Annotated in this window: 18 protein-coding genes and 2 pseudogenes; 11 read left to right on the top strand and 9 right to left on the bottom strand. The window is 68.5% G+C overall.

Going from position 1 to position 19,433, the window contains the following annotated elements:
* Positions 1 to 608 precede the first annotated feature (608 nt).
* From ACFVT5_RS15395 to ACFVT5_RS15385, 3 genes and pseudogenes are all read left to right on the top strand, one after another.
* Positions 609 to 827 carry a hypothetical protein gene (locus tag ACFVT5_RS15395; protein ID WP_389886599.1) on the top strand — a complete coding sequence of 73 codons (219 nt, stop codon included), beginning with the start codon at positions 609 to 611 and terminating at the stop codon, positions 825 to 827.
* A 3-nt stretch (positions 828 to 830) separates the two neighbouring features.
* Entirely contained in the window at positions 831 to 1,532 is a 702-nt protein-coding gene (locus ACFVT5_RS15390; RefSeq protein WP_389886596.1) for a class II aldolase/adducin family protein, read from the top strand.
* Positions 1,533 to 1,710: 178 nt separating this feature from the next.
* Positions 1,711 to 2,765: pseudogene (locus ACFVT5_RS15385) on the top strand (Nramp family divalent metal transporter).
* Here the strand turns inward: ACFVT5_RS15385 and ACFVT5_RS15380 are convergent.
* From ACFVT5_RS15380 to ACFVT5_RS15365, 4 genes are read right to left on the bottom strand one after another with little or no spacing between them, the layout of a single operon-like run.
* On the bottom strand, positions 2,694 to 3,617 hold the full coding sequence (locus ACFVT5_RS15380; protein WP_389886593.1) for a fumarylacetoacetate hydrolase family protein: 924 nt from the start codon (positions 3,615 to 3,617) through the stop codon (positions 2,694 to 2,696). The pseudogene ACFVT5_RS15385 and the gene ACFVT5_RS15380 overlap by 72 nt on opposite strands.
* A complete protein-coding gene (locus tag ACFVT5_RS15375) occupies positions 3,614 to 5,149 on the bottom strand; it encodes an aldehyde dehydrogenase (NADP(+)) (protein WP_389886590.1) in 1,536 nt (511 codons plus the stop codon). Before ACFVT5_RS15375 ends, ACFVT5_RS15380 begins: the two co-directional genes overlap by 4 nt.
* A gap of 32 nt (positions 5,150 to 5,181) precedes the next feature.
* Complete coding sequence (locus ACFVT5_RS15370; RefSeq protein WP_389886587.1) at positions 5,182 to 5,679, bottom strand: nuclear transport factor 2 family protein; 498 nt, start codon at positions 5,677 to 5,679, stop codon at positions 5,182 to 5,184.
* Positions 5,676 to 6,470 carry a ribonuclease activity regulator RraA gene (locus tag ACFVT5_RS15365; RefSeq protein WP_389886584.1) on the bottom strand — a complete coding sequence of 265 codons (795 nt, stop codon included), beginning with the start codon at positions 6,468 to 6,470 and terminating at the stop codon, positions 5,676 to 5,678. The genes ACFVT5_RS15370 and ACFVT5_RS15365 overlap by 4 nt, the downstream gene beginning before the upstream one ends.
* Positions 6,471 to 6,698: 228 nt before the next feature.
* Here ACFVT5_RS15365 and ACFVT5_RS15360 point away from each other — a divergent pair, with 228 nt between their 5' ends.
* From ACFVT5_RS15360 to ACFVT5_RS15350, 3 genes are all read left to right on the top strand, one after another.
* A complete protein-coding gene (locus ACFVT5_RS15360; protein ID WP_389886581.1) occupies positions 6,699 to 8,108 on the top strand; it encodes an MFS transporter in 1,410 nt (469 codons plus the stop codon).
* Positions 8,109 to 8,263: 155 nt separating this feature from the next.
* Positions 8,264 to 9,367: a mandelate racemase/muconate lactonizing enzyme family protein gene (locus ACFVT5_RS15355; protein ID WP_389886699.1), complete on the top strand. Its 1,104-nt coding sequence runs from the start codon at positions 8,264 to 8,266 to the stop codon at positions 9,365 to 9,367.
* A 127-nt stretch (positions 9,368 to 9,494) separates the two neighbouring features.
* A complete protein-coding gene (locus ACFVT5_RS15350; protein WP_389886579.1) occupies positions 9,495 to 10,283 on the top strand; it encodes an IclR family transcriptional regulator in 789 nt (262 codons plus the stop codon).
* Positions 10,284 to 11,008: 725 nt separating this feature from the next.
* Here ACFVT5_RS15350 and ACFVT5_RS15345 read toward each other — a convergent pair.
* Both ACFVT5_RS15345 and ACFVT5_RS15340 read right to left on the bottom strand, forming a co-directional pair.
* The gene (locus ACFVT5_RS15345) at positions 11,009 to 11,341 is read right to left on the bottom strand and encodes a protein kinase (protein ID WP_389886576.1); all 333 of its coding nucleotides are present in this window, start codon (positions 11,339 to 11,341) and stop codon (positions 11,009 to 11,011) included.
* A 341-nt stretch (positions 11,342 to 11,682) separates the two neighbouring features.
* Positions 11,683 to 12,177 carry a Dabb family protein gene (locus ACFVT5_RS15340; RefSeq protein WP_389886573.1) on the bottom strand — a complete coding sequence of 165 codons (495 nt, stop codon included), beginning with the start codon at positions 12,175 to 12,177 and terminating at the stop codon, positions 11,683 to 11,685.
* 75 nt (positions 12,178 to 12,252) lie between these two features.
* Between ACFVT5_RS15340 and ACFVT5_RS15335 the strand changes: the two genes are divergently transcribed.
* Positions 12,253 to 12,882: a TetR/AcrR family transcriptional regulator gene (locus tag ACFVT5_RS15335; RefSeq protein WP_389886570.1), complete on the top strand. Its 630-nt coding sequence runs from the start codon at positions 12,253 to 12,255 to the stop codon at positions 12,880 to 12,882.
* Positions 12,883 to 12,934: 52 nt separating this feature from the next.
* Here ACFVT5_RS15335 and ACFVT5_RS15330 read toward each other — a convergent pair.
* Together ACFVT5_RS15330 and ACFVT5_RS15325 are read right to left on the bottom strand one after the other, a co-directional pair.
* Positions 12,935 to 13,231, bottom strand: a pseudogene (locus ACFVT5_RS15330) (transposase); the annotation flags it as partial.
* Positions 13,126 to 13,857, bottom strand: a complete 732-nt coding sequence (locus ACFVT5_RS15325; RefSeq protein ID WP_389886567.1) for a hypothetical protein — start codon at positions 13,855 to 13,857, stop codon at positions 13,126 to 13,128. The pseudogene ACFVT5_RS15330 and the gene ACFVT5_RS15325, both read right to left, overlap by 106 nt.
* A gap of 83 nt (positions 13,858 to 13,940) precedes the next feature.
* On the opposite strand from ACFVT5_RS15325, the gene ACFVT5_RS15320 reads away from it, so the two are divergent.
* The 4 genes from ACFVT5_RS15320 (at position 13,941) to ACFVT5_RS15305 (ending at position 17,706) form a co-directional block, all read left to right on the top strand.
* Complete coding sequence (locus ACFVT5_RS15320) at positions 13,941 to 14,702, top strand: enoyl-CoA hydratase/isomerase family protein (protein ID WP_389886564.1); 762 nt, start codon at positions 13,941 to 13,943, stop codon at positions 14,700 to 14,702.
* A gap of 107 nt (positions 14,703 to 14,809) precedes the next feature.
* On the top strand, positions 14,810 to 15,451 hold the full coding sequence (locus ACFVT5_RS15315) for a TetR/AcrR family transcriptional regulator (RefSeq protein ID WP_389886561.1): 642 nt from the start codon (positions 14,810 to 14,812) through the stop codon (positions 15,449 to 15,451).
* A gap of 157 nt (positions 15,452 to 15,608) precedes the next feature.
* Positions 15,609 to 16,403, top strand: a complete 795-nt coding sequence (locus ACFVT5_RS15310; RefSeq protein WP_389886558.1) for an enoyl-CoA hydratase/isomerase family protein — start codon at positions 15,609 to 15,611, stop codon at positions 16,401 to 16,403.
* 121 nt (positions 16,404 to 16,524) lie between these two features.
* Positions 16,525 to 17,706 carry a thiolase family protein gene (locus ACFVT5_RS15305; protein ID WP_389886555.1) on the top strand — a complete coding sequence of 394 codons (1,182 nt, stop codon included), beginning with the start codon at positions 16,525 to 16,527 and terminating at the stop codon, positions 17,704 to 17,706.
* Between the two features lie 63 nt (positions 17,707 to 17,769).
* On the opposite strand, the gene ACFVT5_RS15300 is transcribed toward ACFVT5_RS15305, so the two are convergent.
* A complete protein-coding gene (locus ACFVT5_RS15300) occupies positions 17,770 to 19,155 on the bottom strand; it encodes an MFS transporter (protein ID WP_389886552.1) in 1,386 nt (461 codons plus the stop codon).
* Positions 19,156 to 19,433 lie beyond the last annotated feature (278 nt).

Below are 19,433 nucleotides of genomic sequence, written 5' to 3'. Positions count from 1 at the left end.
GGGCTCGATGTAGAGGCTGCGGGTGCTGACCCCGGGCATGGAGACCTGGTGCCGGGTCCCGGCCGGGATCAGCACCGCGCGATCCGGGGGGTACCGTCCACGTGCCCTCCGCCGTCGCCAGCTCCATGACGCCGGTCGCGGCGTACAGCACCTGGGCCCGGTGGTGCTCGTGGTACGACAGCAGGTGGCCGGGCGGGTAGTCGGTGCCGATGGCCAGAACGGCACGGTCAAGGACGTCGACCTCTTCGATCGCGGCACCGACGTCACCAACATCACCACCCAGTCCGACGCCGACACCTGGGTGGAGGAGGGCTGGTCCATGCCCGGCGACCCGGAGCAGATGCGCGCGTGTTTTCCCAGTGCGGCGCCGAAGTTGGGGCTGTTGCTCGACGCGGTCACCGCGTGCTCGAAGTGGGGCCTGTTCGGACGCGAGCCCTCCGCCGACTGGGGACGCGACCGCATCCAGCTGATCAAGGACGCCGCGCACCCGATGCTTCCCAACGCCGGGCCAGGGCGCGGCGCAGGCGTTCGAGGACGCCTACGCGCTCGCCCGCTGGCTGGACTCCCGGCGCGACGACCTCCCGGCGGCGCTCGCCGGATTCCGCGATGTGCGTATCCCGCGCGCCCATGCCGTCCAGCGGCAGTCCCTCGCCAACAGCCGCCTGGTGCACGCCGGTGACTGGGAGCGGCGACGGGAGCAGTTCCGGGCACGCGAGCGCGGTGGTGACACTCCGCTGGGGATGAGCTGGATCTACGGGTACGAGCCCGAGGCCGAGTGGGCCGTCCGCCGCGAGTACCCGCTGTCCGCCGCGCCCGTGGCGGGATGACCGATGCCGGACGGTCAACTCGCCGCCGAGGTCGCCCTGGCGACCCGGGCCCTTGCCGCAGCCGGTCAGTCCGATCTGGTGTGGGGGCACGTTTCACGGCGCGACCCCGGGGGCCGCGGCGTATGGATGAAGGCGTCTGGCTGGGGCTTCGAGGAAGTAGGCCCGGAACGCGTCCTGTTGGTGTCCCCCGAGGGCAAGGCCATGTCCGGGGACGGCACACCGCACCTGGAATTCCCGATCCTCACCGAGATCATGGCCGCGCGCTCGGACGTCGGTGCCGTGGTGCACACCCACGGCAGGGCGGCAACTGCTTGCCTCTCTCGGCGTTCCGTTGCTACCGCTCTCCCACGACGCGGTGCCCTTCGTCGTACCCGACATTCCCCGCTACCCCTCCGGGCGGCTGGTCAGCGACCGCTGGCACGGCGCCTCGCTCGCCGCCGCACTCGGCACCGCCGCAGGGTGCCTGATGCCCGGACATGGCTTGGTCACGCAGGCGGGGACCTCGCCGAGGCGGTGATGTACGCGGTACTCCTCGAACGCGCCTGCCGCACCCAACTCGACGCCCTCGCGGCCGGCGGTCCTGCCCGGTGGTCCGACCCGGCCGCGGTCGCGCAGAAGCGCCAGGAGACGTGGTCCGTCCGTCAGTTGCACGCCGGTTACGCGTATCTGTGCCGCCTGACCGAGGCAGGGGGGACCGCCCGGTGAACCAACGTCTCGACACCCGGGCGACCGCCACCTCGGGCCCACGTCTCCGCACCCGCGGTCTACTGGGGCCCGCCTGCGTCGCGGCAATCGCGTACGTCGATCCCGGGAACTTCGCCACCGGGGTGGAGAGCGCGCCCGGTTCGGCTACCTGCTGCTGTGGGTGGTGGCGGCCAGCGGCATGAGGGTCCTGCTCCAGTACCTCTCGGCGAAGCTGGGCACGGCCACCGGCCGCAGCCTGCCCGAGCTGTGCCGGGAACGGTACCCGCGTCCCGTCGTGTGGGGCCGGTGGCTCCGGGCCGAGGCCGTCATCGTGATGACGGATCTGGCCGAACTGATCGGTGGCGCCGTCGCCTTGAACCTTCTCTTCGGCCTTCCCTGCTACCGGGCGCCCTGCTGGTCACCATGGCCTCGTTCCTCCTACTGGCCGTACGGTCGAGGCGCACCCGGCACTTCGAGGCCGCGCTGACGGTGATGCTCGCGGCGGTAACGGGCGCCTTCCTCGTGCTGATCCTGCACGCACGACCAGCGCCGGGCGCCGTTGCCGCGGGGCTCGTCCCCGGCTTCGAAGGCGGCCAAAGCCTGCTTCTGGCCACCGCCGTCGTCGGTGCCACCGTCATGCAGCATGCCGTGTATCTGCACTCCTCACTGGCCCGCGACACACTGCACCGCGGGGGGAGGTTGCCCCGCGCCACGCTGCTGCGCGCCTTGCGGCTCGACCTCGGACTGGCCATGGGCGTGGCGACACTGGCCAACACAGCAATGCTGGTGGCAGCCGCCGCCACGCTCCACGGCTCTGGCACGGAGCCCACTCTGCACGGCGCTTACCAGCAGTTCGCCGCGGCCTGGGCACCCGCCGCCTTCCTCGTCGCCGGGTCGTTGCTGATCGCGGGCCTCTCCTCGACCAGCGTCGGGGTCTACGCCGGAGAGGTGGTGATGGACGGTTTCCTCCGCCGCCGTGTCCCTCCAGTTCTTCGCAGATCACTCGCCCTCGTGATCGCCCTCAGCTTGTTCACGCTGGGCATGGACCCGGCCCAGGCCCTGGTCCTCAGCCAGGTGACGCTCTCGTTCGGCATCCCCTTCGCCCTGGTACCGCTGGTCCTCCTCACCCGGCGGCGGGACGTCATGGGTGACTGGGTGAACCGTCGACTCACCAGCGCGCTTTCAGTGGCCGCGAGCCTCGTGGTCGTCGCCCTCAACGGTTTCCTGATCGCCCTGGCCGCAGGCGCCGACTGACCCGGCAGCACGCCACCACTCACCGCCGTCCCGTGGCAATCCTGCCCACTGTGAAGCAGAGACGTGGGACCGCTGGCGGCCCAGGCCGGCGACTTCGACCTCGATGACGTCACCCGGTCGGAGTGCGACGGGCGGAGATCTGAAGTCGCCGCAACCAGCCGGTGTCCCGGTGAGGATGACGTCTCCCGGCGCCAGGGTGAAGAACGCCGAGCAGTAGGAGACGAGTTCGGCGACGCTGAAGATCATCGAGGCGGTGGAACCGTCCTGCACCAGCTGTCCATTGAGCCATGTACGGATAGCGATCCGCTGTGGGTCCGCCACCTCGTCCTTCGTCAGGATCCAGGGGCCCAGGGGACAGAACGTGTCGAGACCTTTGCCGCGCACCCACTGGCCGTCCCGCTCCTGCAGATCGCGGGCGGAGACGTCGTTGGCCGCGATGTAGCCGGCGACGTACGACATGGCTTCTTCGGCGGGAACACACTTGGCGGGACGGCCGATGACTACGCCGAGTTCCGCTTCCCAGTCCACTCGGGTGGTCAGGGCCAAGTCCACGACGATGTCGTCGGTGGGGCCACACGCCGAGGATGAGAGCTTCGGGAAGAGATACGGTGCTGCCGGGGTCTGCCAGCCCATCTCGGAGACGGTGTCGGCGAAGTTGAGGCCGATGCCGTGGATCGTCGGGGGGCGGTAGGGCAGCAGGTAGTGCAGTTGGTCCTCGGCGACCCGGCGGCCGGGCTCGCTGTCGGCTCCGGCGACGATGTCGAGGGCGGGGACTTCGCTGGTGCGCCAGCCGTCTCCGCGGTCGACGACTGTGGTGACAATGCCGTCGAGACGAGCGGTGGCGATCCTCATCGCACACCTTTCCGGGCGGTCGCGGTTTCCAGGGTGAGGTGTCCGTCAACGCGTCGCGGAATGGACGTGTACGTGTCGCGCAGCTCGCGGGGAAGTACGTCCGCCGGGGCCGACTGCCAGGTGACGGGGCGCAGAAAGCGCCTGATCGCGGTGGGGCCCACCGAGGTGTGCTGCGTGTTGGTCGCCGGCCAGGGGCCACCGTGGTGTTGCGCCCACGAGACAGACACGCCGGTGGGGAAGCCGTCGAAGAGCAGCCTGCCTGCCTTCGGCAACAGCTCCTGAACGAGGGGACGGATGTCTTCGCCGGGTTCGGAGTGGACCGTGGCGGTGAGCGAGCCCGGCAGGGTCCGGATGATGTCGACCAGCTCCGCTTCGGAGTACCGCGCGATGATCGTTGTGGGCCCGAAGCACTCCCCGATCTGCGACTCCATCAGTTCACTGGCCTTCATGGTCAGCAGTCGCGGTGCCACGGCGAAGCCGCTCCCCGCCGGTTGCCCTCCCTCGGCCGCCACGCTCAGGCCCGGGATGCGCCGCAGTTCCGCGCTGGTCTGCTCGTATCCGTCCCGGATGCGCGCGCTGAGGAGCGTCGCGGCGGGCTGCGCGGCGACCAACTCGGCTGCCACCTCGACGAGTTCGTCACCCGCGGGACCGTACGGCACCAGCACCAGCCCGGGTTTGGTGCACAGCTGGCCGCCGGAACCGGTGAGAGACGTCACGAGCCCTTCAGCGAACGTCTTTGTCCGGGACGAGGCTGCCGCCTGTGTGACGACGACCGGGTTGAGGCTCGCGAGTTCACCGAAGAACGGGATCGGTGTCGGGCGCTGCTCGATGAGCCGCATCAGCGCCCGGCCGCCGTCCAGCGACCCGGTGAAGCCCACGGCGCTGACGGCGGGGTGCCGCACCAGGTGCGCTGCGGCCTGACGGCCGTGTACCAGCCCGATCGTCCCTGCGGGCGCCCCCACCGCGTACGCCGCCGCGTTCAGGATGTCGTGCACCAGGACCGACAGGGCGGGGTGGGAGTCGTGGGCCTTGACCACGGCCGGGCAGCCCGCCGCCAGGGCGGACATCGTGTCGCCTCCGGGCACCGAGAACGCCAAAGGGAAGTTGCTTGCGCCGAAGACCGCGACCGGCCCGGTCGGGACCAGCATCCGGCGCAGATCGGGCCTCGGCCCCATGGGGGTGTCACCGGCGTGGTCGATCGTTGCCTCCAGGTAGCTGCCCTCGTCGACGACGTCGGCGAACAGGCGGGCCTGGTGAACCGTACGGGTGAGTTCGCCGTCGAGTCGGGCCGGGAGCAGCCCGGTCTCGCGGACACCCAGCGCCACGATGTCCGCGCGCCGGTCCTCCAAAGCGTCCGCCATGGCGCGCAGCAGTCCGCCGCGGAAGGCGCGGTCCCGGTCCTTGAGTTCGATGAACGCCTCCGCGGCGGAGCGGCACACCTCTTCCAGCTCCTGGACCGAGGTGACGGTGGCGACTTCCTCCACCTCGGCTCCGGTGGTCGGGTCGATACTGACAGTGGTTTCGGCGGGCATGGTGCTCCTGTGCTGTTGGCGGGGTCGGGGCGTTATCGGTCGGTCGCGTCCGGGTGCGGCCGGTCGACCGGCGGTACGAGGTGGTAGCCCTCCGCCTCGTAGTCGAAGCCTTCGAGGGTGACCTCGTCGCGCCCGTCGGACGTGGCGGCGTAGAAGGCCCTGATCTCGGTGATCAGTCCGGTCTCCGGATCGAAGCGGTACCACTCGTCACCGCGCAGGTATCCGCCGAGAGCGGTCTTCCAGTGGGTCCATTCGATGACTGCCTGCAGCGACTCGGGTTCGGCCATCAGACGCTCGATGCTCCATGCCGAACCGATGCGCATGACCAGTGCTCGCCAGTTCTCCCCGATGGTGCGGGCGCCGCGCCAGGGGCCGCCGATCCCGGGCGGGAAGTAATGAACGGCGTCGGGGTGGAACGTGGCGGCCATGGCGTCGACGTCCGCGTCGTTGCAGCCCTGGAAGTAGGCCCTGATCGTGGCCTCCATACGGGTGCGCTGTTCCTCGCGCGGGAGGTCCGCGAAACGGGTCATCGCACGGCCTCCGCCCCGTTGGCGCGATCGGCCGGCCGGGGGCCTCCCGGAGGTTCTGCCTCAGCGTTCGCCGACCGCCAGGCGTGATAGGAGGCGATGGTCTCCTCGCTGGGCGGATAGGTTCCCCAGAGCGTCTCTCCCGCCTTGACCTTGGCGCTGAGGTAGGACTCAAGCCGTTCCTGCTCTACCGCGGGGCCCGCGATCTCGGCCGCAAGGGCGCGCGGCACGACGATGACGCCGTCGCGGTCGCCGACGAGGATGTCCCCCGGATAGACGGCGACTCCCGCGCAGCCGATCGGGACGTCGAGGTCCGCGACGTGGAAGGAAGCCGGTCGCGTCGTGGCGGTGATCGCCCGTGAGTAGGTGGGGAAACCCAACTCGGCGAGCGCCGCTCCGTCGCGGAAAGCGCCGTCGGTGACGAAGGCGGCGGCGCCGCGCTTCATCGCCCGGGTCACGAGCATGTCCCCTGCCGAAGCCGCGGTGATGTCGCCGCGCGAGTCGACGACCAGGACGTCGCCGGACTGGAGCCCTTCGACCGCCTCCCACTGAAGGACGTTGCCCGTGCGGTAGGGGTCGCTCATCGGGTCGACGTCCTCGCGGGCAGGGATGAAGCGCATCGTGCGTGCCTGGCCGACGAAGCCGTCGATGTGCGTGCCGACGGGGGTGAGGCCCACCAGGAAGGGTTGACGGATCCCACGTCGGTAGAGCTGCGTCGCGAGCGTCGCGGTGCTCACGCGGGCCAGCCCGGCCCATACGTCCGGGGGAACAGGGGGAAGATCCAGCGCTGTCACGGTCCACCTTCCTGGGTGACTGGGATGAACACCCAGAACCCTAGATGACGTCCCAGCTAGCGAACAAGTGTCCCACTAAATGGCGCACACTTATTGACTTGTCCGAAGGTGGGCACCTAGCGTCCCCACGTCAGCAGCCCGTCATTCAGTGGCGCGTTTCATTCAATGGGACGACTATTCGTTCGCTGGCAGCATCCGAGGCGCAACGTTGCGAGAGGATCCAGACGTATGTCCACCGCCGTACCAGACGAACACCCGGCAGTCGCCACTGCCAGCAGGAAGATCTACGGGCGCATCATCGTGCTGTTCGCGCTGATGATGATGCTCAACCAGATCGACCGCTCGAACATCGGCTTCGTCCAGGAGGACCTCGATGCCCACTTCGGCATCGGCGCGGCAGCGTACGGCCTCGGCGCCGGCCTCTTCTTCGTGGGCTACTTCCTCTTCGAGATCCCCAGCAACGCACTGATGCAGAAGGTGGGTGCGAAGCTGTGGATCACCCGCATCTGCATCACCTGGGGCGCCGTCTCCGCTTCGATGATCTTCGTCCGCGGTGAGACCAGCTTCTACGTGCTCCGCTTCCTGCTCGGCGTGGCCGAGGCCGGCTTCGTCCCCGCGGTGCTGTTCTACATCTCCTCCTGGCTCCCCAACCGCTACCAGGGCCGGGCCACCGGCACCTGGGCGGTGGGGGCCCTGTTCGCCTACTCCGTCGGCAGCATCGTCTCCGGACCCTTGCTCTCGATGCACGGCTTCCTCGGACTCGACGGCTGGCAGTGGCTCTTCCTCATCGAAGGCTTGGTCACCATCGGACTGGGCGTCGTCGGCTACTTCCTGCTCGACTCCAAGATCAGCGACGCGAAGTGGCTCACCAGCGAGGAGCGCGAACAGCTCAGCCTGCAGATCGCCACGGAACAGGCCACCGACACGGGACATGGCTCGACCGTGCAAACAGTCAAGGGCCTGCTGCGCAGCCCCGTCATCCACCTCTTCATGTGGATCTACTTCGCCGTGCAGATGTCCATCTACTCGACGACGTTCTGGCTACCGAGCGTGGTGCGCGACATCGGGGTCAGCAGCGACAACATGGTCGGCCTTCTCTCCGCCCTTCCCTGGCTCTGCACCATCCCCTACCTGTTCTACGTCTCCCGGCGGGGCGACCGCCATCCCGAGCAGCGCGCCACCTTGATGACCACGTCGTTCGTGCTGGCCGCGGTCGGCACCCTGGCGGCGGCGCTCATCGGCTCGTGGCTGGGCCTGGCCTTCATCGTCCTGGCCACCCTCGGCTTCAAGACCGTCGCACCGATCTTCTGGCCCCTGCTGCGGGAGCGCACCGACCCGGCGACCGCAGCGACCGCGATCGCCCTGATCAACTCCGTCGCCAATCTCGGCGGCTTCGTCGCACCGTACGGCTTCGGTCTGGTGAAGGACTCGACGGGAAACACCGAGTTGGCGATGCTCGGGCTGGGGCTGGTCATCGTGATCGCGGCCGGGGCCACCCTCCTGGTGCGACGCATCCCCCGCCGGCCGATGGCCGCCCCGTCCGCCATCCAACCGGCCGACCTCGACCAGTCCGGGCTACAGGCACCGCAGATCAAGACCGGCGCCGTTCTGGAAGAACCCGCCCACAAACAACGCTGACACAGACGCCTGCCCGTACCACTCCCCCTGCATCTACGAGAGGACACCCGTCCGTGAGCACCGATTTCCTCGACCGCACCAGCGCCACGGTCACCAGCCGGACCAACGAACGCCACTTCGCCGCGCTCGAACGCGGCGAAGCCAGTACCGACGCCATCACCTCGGTCAAGCTCTCCCTCGTCAGCCTGCCGCTGGCCGCCCCCATCAGCGACGCCAAGGTGCTGACCGGTCGCCAGAAGCCCCTCACCGAGATCGCCTTCCTCTTCGCCGAGATCCACACCGAGGCCGGATTCGCGGGCGTGGGCTACAGCTACTCCAAGCGGGCCGGCGGACCGGCTCAGTACGCGCACGCGAAGGAGATCGCACCCGAGCTGATCGGTGAAGACCCCAACGACATCCAGCGGATCTGGACCAAGCTCGTCTGGGCCGGCGCCTCCGTGGGCCGCAGCGGCCTCTCGACCCAGGCCATCGCCGCCATCGACATAGCCCTGTGGGACCTCAAAGCCAAGCGCGCCGACCTCCCGCTGGCGAAGCTGCTCGGCGCCCACCGCGATTCGGTGCAGTGCTACAACACCTCGGGCGGCTATCTGTCGATGTCCATCGAGCAGGTCGTGGAGAACACCCGGGCGTCGGTCGAGCGCGGCATCGGTGGCATCAAGATCAAGGTCGGTCAGCCCGACACGAGCATCGACCTCGATCGCGTCGCGGCCATCCGCGAGCAACTGGGCGACGAGTTCCCGATGATGGTCGACGCCAACCAACAGTGGAACCGCAGCACGGCGATCCGCATGGGCCGGCGCCTTGAGGCATTCAACCTGACCTGGATCGAGGAACCGCTCGACGCCTACGACGCCGAAGGCCACGCCGCCCTCGCCGCGGAACTGGCCACCCCGATCGCCACCGGAGAGATGCTCACCAGCGTCGCCGAGCACGCCGACCTGGTCCGTCAACGCTCGGTCGACTTCCTCCAGCCCGACGCGCCGCGCGTGGGCGGCATCACCCCCTTCCTGAAGATCATGGCCATGGGTGAGCAGGCGAAGATGCGGATGGCACCGCACTTCGCCATGGAGATCCACCTGCACCTCGCAGCCGCCTACGAGATCGACCCCTGGGTGGAGCACTTCGAGTGGCTCGAACCGATGTTCAACGAACGCCTTGAGATCCGCGACGGACGAATGATCGTGCCCAACCGCCCCGGCCTCGGCTTCAGCCTCAGCGACCAGGCCCGCGCCTGGACCCACGAGAGTGTCACGGTCTGAGATGACCAACCCCACCCCACCGGCGGCGTCCACGCTGCGGAGGGGTGGGAGACTGACAGCGGACACCGCCCGCCCGACCTCTTCGGGCGGGCCTACCCGTGGCCAGGACGAGAAGAGGAACAGCGGCGTGGGCGAGCAGGACGAGGGGCGCAAGGGCGCGCTCGACCGAGGACTGAGCATCCTGGTGCACCTCGCCGATGTGCGGGAGTCCTCGACAGCAGAGTTGGCGACCGCCGCCGACATCAGCCGGAGCGCCGCGTACCGCATTGTCGAGAAACTCAGCCAGTACGATTTCCTGCACGCCACCTCCAACGGCCGCTGGCGGCTGGGCCCGGCAGCGGCCCGGCTCGCCATGGCCGCAGTCCACTCCACCGATGTATCCGATGTCGCCCCGGAACTGCTCCGCGTGCTGGTCCAGCAGACTCGCGAGACCGTCAGCCTCGGCGTCCTCAGCGGGGACGAGATGGTCTTCATCTACCGGGAACGCGGCCCCCAGTCGGTCAGCGTCAATGCCGAACTCGGCGCCCGGAGGCCCCTGCATGCCACCTCCGTCGGCAAGGCATACCTCGCGGGCCTGAACACCCGCGAGCGGTACGACTTGGTCCGGACCCTCACCCTGACTTCCTTCACCCCGCGGACACTCACCACCGCAGAAGCCCTCGAACGCGACATCGCCGAATCCCAGAGCCGAGGATGGACCGAAGAGCACGGCGAATTCGACCTCGCCAGCGCCTGCTGCGGGGCACCCATCTTCGACCACACCGGACACGTCGTGGCGGCCATCAGCGTCGCCGGACTCAAAGAGCGAGTGGAACCGGCCCTGGGAAGCCTCGGCCCCCTGGTCGTCGCCACAGCGGACGCCATTTCGCGCCGCCTGGGGTACAACCCGGCTCCCGGCCACGCCCAGCGGGCATGACCGCTGAAAGCATCGCGACCCGGGGATCGAATTCGCTCGCCCCGCAATACCGCTCGGCCGCCCGTTGCCGGGCCTCTGTGAGTTCGTCGGCGACCTCCAGTGCCCAGTCCACGTCCGCCGGGAGGCCCGCAGGGTGAGGGTATAGCCGATGCCGGCCACGGTGGCGAACCGCACGGCGTTGTCGCCGGGTTCGGCTTCGCCGCCCAGGATGTGCGGACTGCCCAGCAGTGCGGCCCGACGGATCGGTCGACACCGTCGTCAGCGACCGTGCGTGGACCACGGCGCCGGGGGCAGGTTGCTCGGCGGAGGGCTGACATGTCGTGGCTGACCAGGGCATCGAGATCCTCCCGGAGGGCGCCGTCGACGGCTTGTCGGTCGAGCGGGGTGTGCTGGGGGGAAGCCGGCAAGTCCAGAGCTGATGCCGGAGGTGTGGATGCCGGGGCCGAAGGAAGAGACTGGGCAGGCGCCGACGACGCGAGGCCACCGGCGTCGGTTCGGCCGCCGTCGTGGCGGGAGGCAGTGGCGTCCGTAGCGCTCGTCGATCAGCGTGGTGATCGTCATCGGGAGCCACCGCCCACCGGTTCCGCCGGGGACGGAGAACCTGTAGACGATGTCCGCCGACTCGGGGCAGGACGCGGGATACTTGGCCAGGCAGGCGGCGACCATGTCCATGAAGAGGGCTGGGACGTCGGACAGGTCGGGGCTCTCGTGGACGACTCGATAGTTCACCGCGTGGGGCGCGCCCGACCGAAGGGTGTCTCGCCAGTTGCCGCGTAGGCGAGTTCGGCGCCGAGCACGAACAAGTCCGCCGCGGACTCGGCCTCGTTCCGGTCACCTGTTCCGGGGGCCATGAACCGTGGTGTGCCGATGACCAGTTCCGTACCGGTCAACTGGATGTCCTCCACGGCCCGCGCGATCCCGAAGTCGATTGCCCGCGGCCCGTCCGCGGCGAGGAGCACATTGCCCCGCTTGAGGTCGCGGTGGACCAACGAGCAGGCGTGCACAGCCGCCAGGCCCTCCGCCAGCGGCCCGAACGTGCGACCCGGAGCGGACCGCACCCCGTGACAGCTTCACGCAGAGAAGGACCGGGGACGTAGGCGGTGACCAGCCAGGACGGTCGCGTCTCGGTGTCCACGTCACAGGAGTGAGTCCGGCGCGGACAGCTGGGCGATCGGATCGGCGAATCCGGCAGTCGGGATGTGACCTGCGGCTCCGTTGTCACAACCGCTGTGGGAACCGGCACGTGTCCCCGACTTGCCGCGAGCACATCGTCGCGTCCAGGGCACGCGTACTACATCCAGGGAGATTCAAGCGTCAGTCAGCCCACACTCGCCGACACAGGAGTGGTCGACACCTTGGAATGGCCCCGCGGGATGCCGCGAGCGCGACCTAGAAACGATCACCGATGTGCGGTCGGCGTGTCGTTGTCAGGAGTCGGGGTCCCTTGGTCCACCCGGGCGTCGTCCTCGTCGACAGCTGTGCCCTTGGGCGTGGGTTTCGTCCCAGCGGCGGCGAAGAGCGCCTCCACCTCGCGGCCCCATTCGGGATCCCCCTCGACCCGCCGCGCGTAGATCGCGAAGATCTTTCGCGGCAACTCAGCGTCCGGATCGTCGGACAGCCGCACCGCGGACTGCTTGGCCAATCGCGGCAGGATGTACTTGTCACCCTCCACGTGCACCGGATCGTGCATGTACCGCTCAAGGGCGTCCAGGTCGGGGATCGCCGTCACCGAGGCATGAGTGAAACCCTCCGCCGGGTCCCCGAGGTCTCGGCCGACCGTGGAGAACACCGTCGACTCGACCGATGCGGTGCGCCGCATCGCGGCCAACGCCTCCGCCTTCTCCTCCTCGCTGACGTCCGGTTTGAAGCTGAACCGCAGCAGGCTGATGATCATTGACTCGCTCCCGTCTGCACTGCACTCACTAGTGCAGTGTAACGCACTGGTGAGTATCGAGGCTATTGTTGCCTGGTGCGCGGAGCGAAGCCGAACGGCAACACGGGGCGGATCGACAAACGGCAAGCGATCCTGGACGCTGCGTTCACCATTTTCGCCAGAGACGGGTATCACCAGGCAGGCGTCGACGCGATCGCCGCCGAGGCGAGCGTCGCTAAGCACACGATCTACAGCCATTTCGGCGACAAGGAGAATCTCTTCCGAGAGGTGATCGCCGCTCTGTCCGACCAGGCGCTGACTCGCAACCTCGCCGCGGTCGAACTGCTCGGCGGCGGCGATCTCACCGCAACGCTGACCGCGACCGGGCTCAGGCTCGCCGAGTGCTACTGCGATGAGCGAACCGTGGCTCTGCGGCGACTGCTAAGTGCATCGGGCAGGCCGGAACTGCTCGACATCGTCCGAGACAGGGCCACCGACCGCGTCAACGACGCCTTGGCTGCGCGTCTGGCCAGACTGGCGCTGGCCGGCCGACTGGCACTCGGCGGCGACCCTGCGGTCGCCGCCGAGCACTTCGGCGCCCTCCTCACCGGCCCGCTGGAAAACCGCTCTCGTCTAGGAACGAGGAAAGTCCCCCAATCCGAGCTGCGCGAAGTCACTGAGAACGCGGTCACGACCTTCCTGCGAGCCTTTGGCAACGACCGGTAAGCAAGGCCGAGCGCGGCAGCCTATGCCCCCGGCGCAGACGACAGCCCCGAACCCTCAAGACCGGTCGTGGAGTTCGGACCTGTGATTTCACCCCCTTCTCAGCCCTGACATGGGCGGTGTCGAGGACGAAGCGGTGACGTCGATGAGGCCGGCGTTGTCGAACCGGTGCGGCACGGCTTCGTACAGGCGGCCTCAAACACTGGATCTCGACCAGATTCAGGAACCGGCGGTGATCCGTCGACTTCAATACGCCGAAGCAGCATGGCAGTTGGCGCCAGGCACATCCGCTGACCAGGACGTAGACGATGGCAGCGAACAGCACTTCATCAGGCGTATCCGGCGTTCCGCCGTCCCTGCGACCGCGCGTGTAGGCGTACGGAACACGGTGGAAGGCAGCATGACCCGCGACTTCGCGACCCGGTTCTCCACCAGCTGACGCGGTCGGACCTTGCGGGCAGGCACCGAGTAGGGGTTGCCGCCGAAGGCGACCGGGCAGCTCTTGCCGACCGGCCGCAGGTGCCGCTCGGCCACCAGATAGGGCATCGGCGGCAGCAACTTGAGAGCCGCGCGGTCACGGGCCACCCGCTCGCCGATGGCCTCCCGGTACGTCTTGTGGATCTGGGATCGCCGCTGCGGCATCCAGGCTTCGAAGGCGGCGTCCATCTTCTCGACGGAGAAGAAAGACCTGCCGGCCAGGACGCGGTAACGGACGATCAGTACCTGGCGTTCCTCGGCGCGGCACTTGCCTGTGGTCCGGTAAGCGGCCAGGACGCCACTGTCGAAGTCGTAGTGGCCGGCGAAGCCGACCGCTTCGTAGCGCGCTTTCAGTGGCCGGGACCTCGTGGTCATCGCCTCAGCGACCTCTTGATCGCCCTGGTGGCGGGCATCGACTGCCCCGTCAGCACGTCGCCATTCGCCGCCGAACAGTGGCGATCCAGTCCTCGTGGAATACATGGCGGACAGCCATGTGAACATCACCTGCTATTTTGATGCGTCGCGTCTCAAAGAGAGGGTGATGCTCCAAGCGTCGCCCAGTGTGAAACATCAGGGGGTTCGTGATGCCGGAGGAGAACCTGCACCTATCGGAAGCCGGGCAGGTCGCGTTGATCGCCCTGAACAGGCCCGACCGTCTCAACGCGCTCAGCCACAGCCTGCTGGTGGACCTGCGCCGGGCGCTGCGGGACGCCGACCGGGACAGCGGCATTCGCGCGATCGTGCTGACGGGTGAGGGCAGGGCGTTCTCCTCGGGCGCGGACCTGCGTGGGGAGCCGCGCGACGCCGAGGAGGTCGTCCGCACCCTGTACAACCCGCTGACGACCGAGCTGCTGTCACTGGGCACCCCGGTCGTGGCCGCGGTCAACGGTGTGGCCGCCGGCGCGGCGGTGTCCTTGGCACTCGCGTGCGATCTCCGCATCGCGTCGGAGTCCGCCTCCTTCCAGTTGTCGTTCGTCAAGGTCGGCCTCGTGCCGGACGCGGGCGCCACGTGGCTGCTCCCACGGGCGGTGGGTGCGGGACGCGCGGCCGAGATGGCACTGCTCGGGCGGAGCGTTCCGGCCGATGAGGCCCTGGCATGGGGTCTGGTCAACGAGGTCACGCCGGCGGACACTGTGCGCGAAAGAGCCTTGGCGGTGGCGGCCGATCTGGCGGCGCTGTCCCGTTCGGTGGGAACGACTCGGCAGCTGCTCAACCGGTCTTTCGACATCGGCCTCGGTGATCAGCTCGACCGCGAGGCGTCGGCGCAGGGCCGCGCACAGCACGGCGCCGACTACCTGGAGGCACGCCGGGCCTTCGCCGAAAAGCGGGCGCCGCGCTTCGCCTGAGTGGCTCCGGCCACGCCGTACGGAGCGGTCCCTGAGGCCATGGGCACAGATGGAACGGGTAGTCTCTCAATTGACCGCGCGCACCGTACGTGAGGAGCTGGCCGTACATGCCTCTACGCAAGGATGTCCTCCGTTCGGATGAGGAGTCGGCCCCGACCGCGCCGACGCAGACCCGTCCTCGTGGGCGCCCGAAGAAGAACATCGACCCGGACGCGGTCGCCGACGCGGCCGCGGCTCTCTTCGCCGAGGGTGGACACGAAGCGGTGTCGATCGAAGCCGTGGCGGAACGGCTGTCGGTGTCGAGGGCGACCCTGTACCGGACGGTCCCCACGAAAGAGGACCTCCTCGGCATACTCTTCGAGCGGAGCACGAGCGAGCTGTACGACGCCGCCCGCGAGGTGGTGAAGGGACAGTTCGACGCCGGGGAGGCCCTGGACGCGCTGATCCGTGCCCATGTCGACGCGGCGATCCGGATGCGGGGATACCTCGCGGTGTTCTTCGGCGGTGCGGGCCTGCCGCCGGAGGTCTATGCCCGGTGGCACCGGTGGAGCCGTGACTACGAGAAGGTGTGGCTCAAGGTCGTCCGTCAGGCCATGAAAACGGGCGTCATCGAGCCCGGCGACCCCAAACTGACCACACGGCTCATGCTTGGCATGGTGATCTGGGTGTCGCGGTGGTACCGGCCGACGGAGCGGCTCACCTCGGAGCAGATCGCCGAAGCGGCCATCCGATTGGTCCGCCGGGGCTGACTGCCGCCGCCCACAGCCCTTACCTGGCGCCGCGATACCGCCCTCCCCTGGTTCACCAGGGGAGGGCGCTTCATTTCCAGGCGGTCGGCGGCGCCTTGACCGGGCGCACCCCCCGGGCTACTTTATGAGATACATAGACTCATAAAAAGGGGCTGACGTGCCTGACACCTTCGCATCGCTGACCGTGTCCGAGAAGGACGGCGTCGCCGAGATCACGCTCAGTCGCCCGGATCTGCTGAACCGGTTCGACGCCGTAGGCGAATCCGAACTGGCCGCCGTACTGCGCGGCCTCTCTTCCGATCACGATGTGCGTGCGGTGGTTCTGCTCGCGGAGGGCCGCGCGTTCTCCGCCGGAGGCGACTTCGACCTGATGCTTGAGGTCAACGTCAATCCGGTCGAGCGTCAAGCGGCGCTGCGCCGTGCGCGCGGCCTGCTCAACGCGATCCTGCACCTGCCCCAGCCGTTGGTGGCGGGTGTGCAGGGGGCAGCCATCGGTCTCGGCGCGACCGTTGCGCTCGGCAGCGATGCGGTGGTGGCTTCGCGTAACGCCATCATCGCCGACACACATGTGGGGGTGGCACTGGCGGCGGGTGACGGCGGTGCGTTGTTCTGGCCGCAGTCGGCCGGGATGCTGCGCGCACGTCGCCACCTGCTCACGGGTGATCCACTCAAGGCAACGCGGGCCTACGAGTTCGGCCTCGTCACGGATCTGGTGGATGAACCCGCTGATGTCGCGCCTGAGGCACGCGAGATCGCGACGAAGATCGCCGGACTGGCGCCCTTGGCCGTTCAGGGCACGAAGGCCGCCCTCAACCAGCTGACTCGGCAGCGCGCGGGGGAAGTTGTCGAAGCCGCGCTCCTGGCCGAGGGGGCCACACTCGCGTCCGCGGATCTGGTCGAGGCGATCTCCGCGTTCAAGGAGAAGCGCCCTGGTTCGTACGCCGGGCGATGAGGCGGAAGGGCAACCAAGCCGGTCGGGCTGTCGAGCTGTCGATCCGGAGCCTGATCAAGAAGTTCACCAACCTGAGGGCGCGTGGGAGATCGAAGCGCTCTCCGCGGACTGAGGAAGTGTCATGTCGAAGGCTGTGATCGTCTCCGCGGTGCGCACCGCGATCGGAACATCGTTCAAGGGCACACTCGCGCACACACCACCCGAGCGGCTCGCCACGCGTGTGCTGGAGGAGTCGATTCGCCGTGCGGGCATATCGCCGGGCGACGTGGACGACGTCGTCATGGCGGAGAGCCTCCAGGGCGGCGGCGACATCGCACGGTACGCCGCTATCGAGGCCGGAATGATCTCGGTTCCGGGCCAAAGCGTGAACCGTCATTGCGCGGGCGGTCTCACCAGTGTCGCGCATGGCGCGGCGGCGATCATGTCAGGCATGGCCCAGGTGATGGTGGCCGGCGGTGTGCAGTCCTCGTCACGAGCGCCGGTGCTCACGTGGCCGGTCCCGGGACAGCCGGAAACCTCACGTGAGGGTATGGCTCCGACGTATCCCTACACGGACGGTCCGGGCGACGACGTGACTCTCACCGTCGGGTGGAATGTCGCGCTGAAGTACGGGTTGACCCGCGAACGGATGGACTCGTGGGCGACCCGGTCGCACGCCCGCGCCTGCGCCGCGATCGACAGCGGCGTTTTCACGGAGGAGGTCGTGCCCGTAGAGGTGACCACATCGGAGGGCAGTCTCACCGAGTTCAGCGTCGACGAGCACCCTCGCCGCGACACGAGTGTCGAGCGGCTGAGGCAGCTGAAGCCTCTGCATCCGGAGATCGAAGGCTTCTCGATCACGGCGGGCAACGCGTCGGGCATCAACGACGGGGCGGCGGCACTCACGCTGACGAGCGAGGACTTCGCGCGGAAGCACAGTCTGACAGCCCTGGCGTCGGTGCGTGCCTGGGCCGCGGTGGGAGTGGATCCCTACGTGACCGGTTCCGGAGCGATCGAGGCGATCCGGCGGGTGCTCGATCGCACGGGTATGTCGGTGGGCGATGTCGACCTGTGGGAGATCAATGAGGCGTTCGCCTCCGTGCCGGTGGCCGCGTGCCAGGAGTTGGACATCGACGAGTCGATCGTGAATCCGTTCGGCAGCGGTTGCAGCCTCGGCCACCCGGTCGCGGCCTCCGGCGCCCGGATGCTCACGACCCTCGTACATCAGCTCCGCCGCGCCGGTGGCGGTGTCGGGGTGGCCGCGATGTGCGCGGGCGGGGGCCAAGGTGGGGCGGTGGTCATCGACGTGGCGGGCCGCGCGTAGGCGAACCGGTCAGGCGGTGCTGCCCCGCCGGTAGACGCCGGCGGGGCAGCGCGTGTTGATGGGTCAGACTTCGGCCGCAGGCACGGGGTGCGCCGTCTTCTGGCTGCCCGCGTGCTCGGGGTCGCCTCCGCCCCGCCTGGTCATACCGATTCCGATGATCGCCGCCACGCAGACGGCGACCGGGATGGTCGAGAGCTGGAAGATCGCGCGGGCACCGAGATGAGCGCCGAGCAGGAGCCCACCGAGCGCGGGGCCGAGCACGGATCCGATACGTCCGAATCCCTGGGCCCAGCCGAGGCCGGTCGATCGTATCTCCGCCGGGTAGAGGCTCGCGGTCACCGCGTTGACGCACACGCCGCTGCCGATGGCGCCGAACCCGACGACGAACAGTGCGGCGAACATGGCGACCGTCGAGGTGCCCAGTGCCATGGCGACGGCCGCGACGGCGCATGCTCCGATCGCGTATGTAGTCGCCAGCACCTTGAACCGTGAGGAGAACCTGTCGATCCAGAAGCCGAGCGTGACACCGCCGACCATCCCGCCGAGCGTGCAGATCGAGGTCGCCATCAGCGCCGCAGTGGAGGCGACACCCGCGGAGGCCAGTACGGACGGCAGCCAGGAGAAGATGAAGAAGCTGGTGAGAAACTGCGCCAGGTAGAGCACCCAGACGAGGACCGTCATCGGCGCACGCCCCTCGGTGAGCAGCGAGGTGACGGGCACGCCGCGTGTCGACTTGTCATCGCTGGCTCTCGGCGGCAAGTCCGTGGCGGAGAACGAGGAGTCGATCTGCGCCAGGCGTCGTGCGGCGACTTCGGTTCTGCCCCGGATCACGGACAGCTGTGGTGTTTCCGGCATCCACCGCAGCCCGAGCAGGACGGGCAACAGGGGGAGGACACCGCCGGCGATCAGCACGGACTGCCAACCGGCACGCGGGATCAGGAACGCCGCCACGAAGCCGCCGAAGAAGCCGCCGGCCGCCAGGCCGCTGCCGATCACGGTCACCAGAGTCGCCCGCAGCCGCAGCGGCGTGTACTCCGACACGTACGCGATCAGTGTGGACGGCACAGCGCCGAGCCCGATGCCCGCGAAGAACCGGAGAACGCTGAGCGATTCGACGCTGGACGCCGTCGATCCCAGCAAGGTGAAGACGGCGAAGACGGTGGCACCGGCCAGAATGACCGGTCGGCGGCCCACTCGATCGGCGATGGGTGCGATCAGCATGGCTCCGGCGATCGTGCCGACGGTTCCGGATACGACCACGAACGTGAGACTGGGGGTACTGACTCCCCAGTCCTTGGCGATCGCGGGGACGAGGAAGCCGACGATCAGTGAGTCGAAGCCGTCGACGAGCGCGAACAGCGTACTGACGACGAGTGCTTTGCGTTGTAGCGACGAGATCGGCGCGCGATCGACGACGTCCTGTACGGAGACAGTGCGGGGTGGGTTCATGGCAACGTCCTTGTGGCCAGCTGGTCTCTGCGACCAGACCTAGGAGGACTCCGTGAAGTTGCTGCTGTGACCTGTGACGATGGAGATCACGAGAGGATGGCCCAGCGGTCCGCCGGGCTGTGTTTCCGCAGGTCGGCAGCCGCGAGCCGGGCTGTCGGCCCGTGGACGCGGCGGTAGCGGACCCACCGGCGGCGGGCCCTGGCGGAAGCGGCTCCGAACCTCACGGAGTCCCACCGGAGATGTCAACCTGAGATTTTGACAAGTTGCGTCTCATTAAG

This window comes from Streptomyces sp. NPDC058001 (genome assembly GCF_042886315.1).
Lineage (GTDB): Bacteria > Actinomycetota > Actinomycetes > Streptomycetales > Streptomycetaceae > Streptomyces.
The sequence above is the reverse complement of the archived record's forward strand: the minus strand, read 5'-3'. Positions and strand labels throughout refer to the sequence as shown.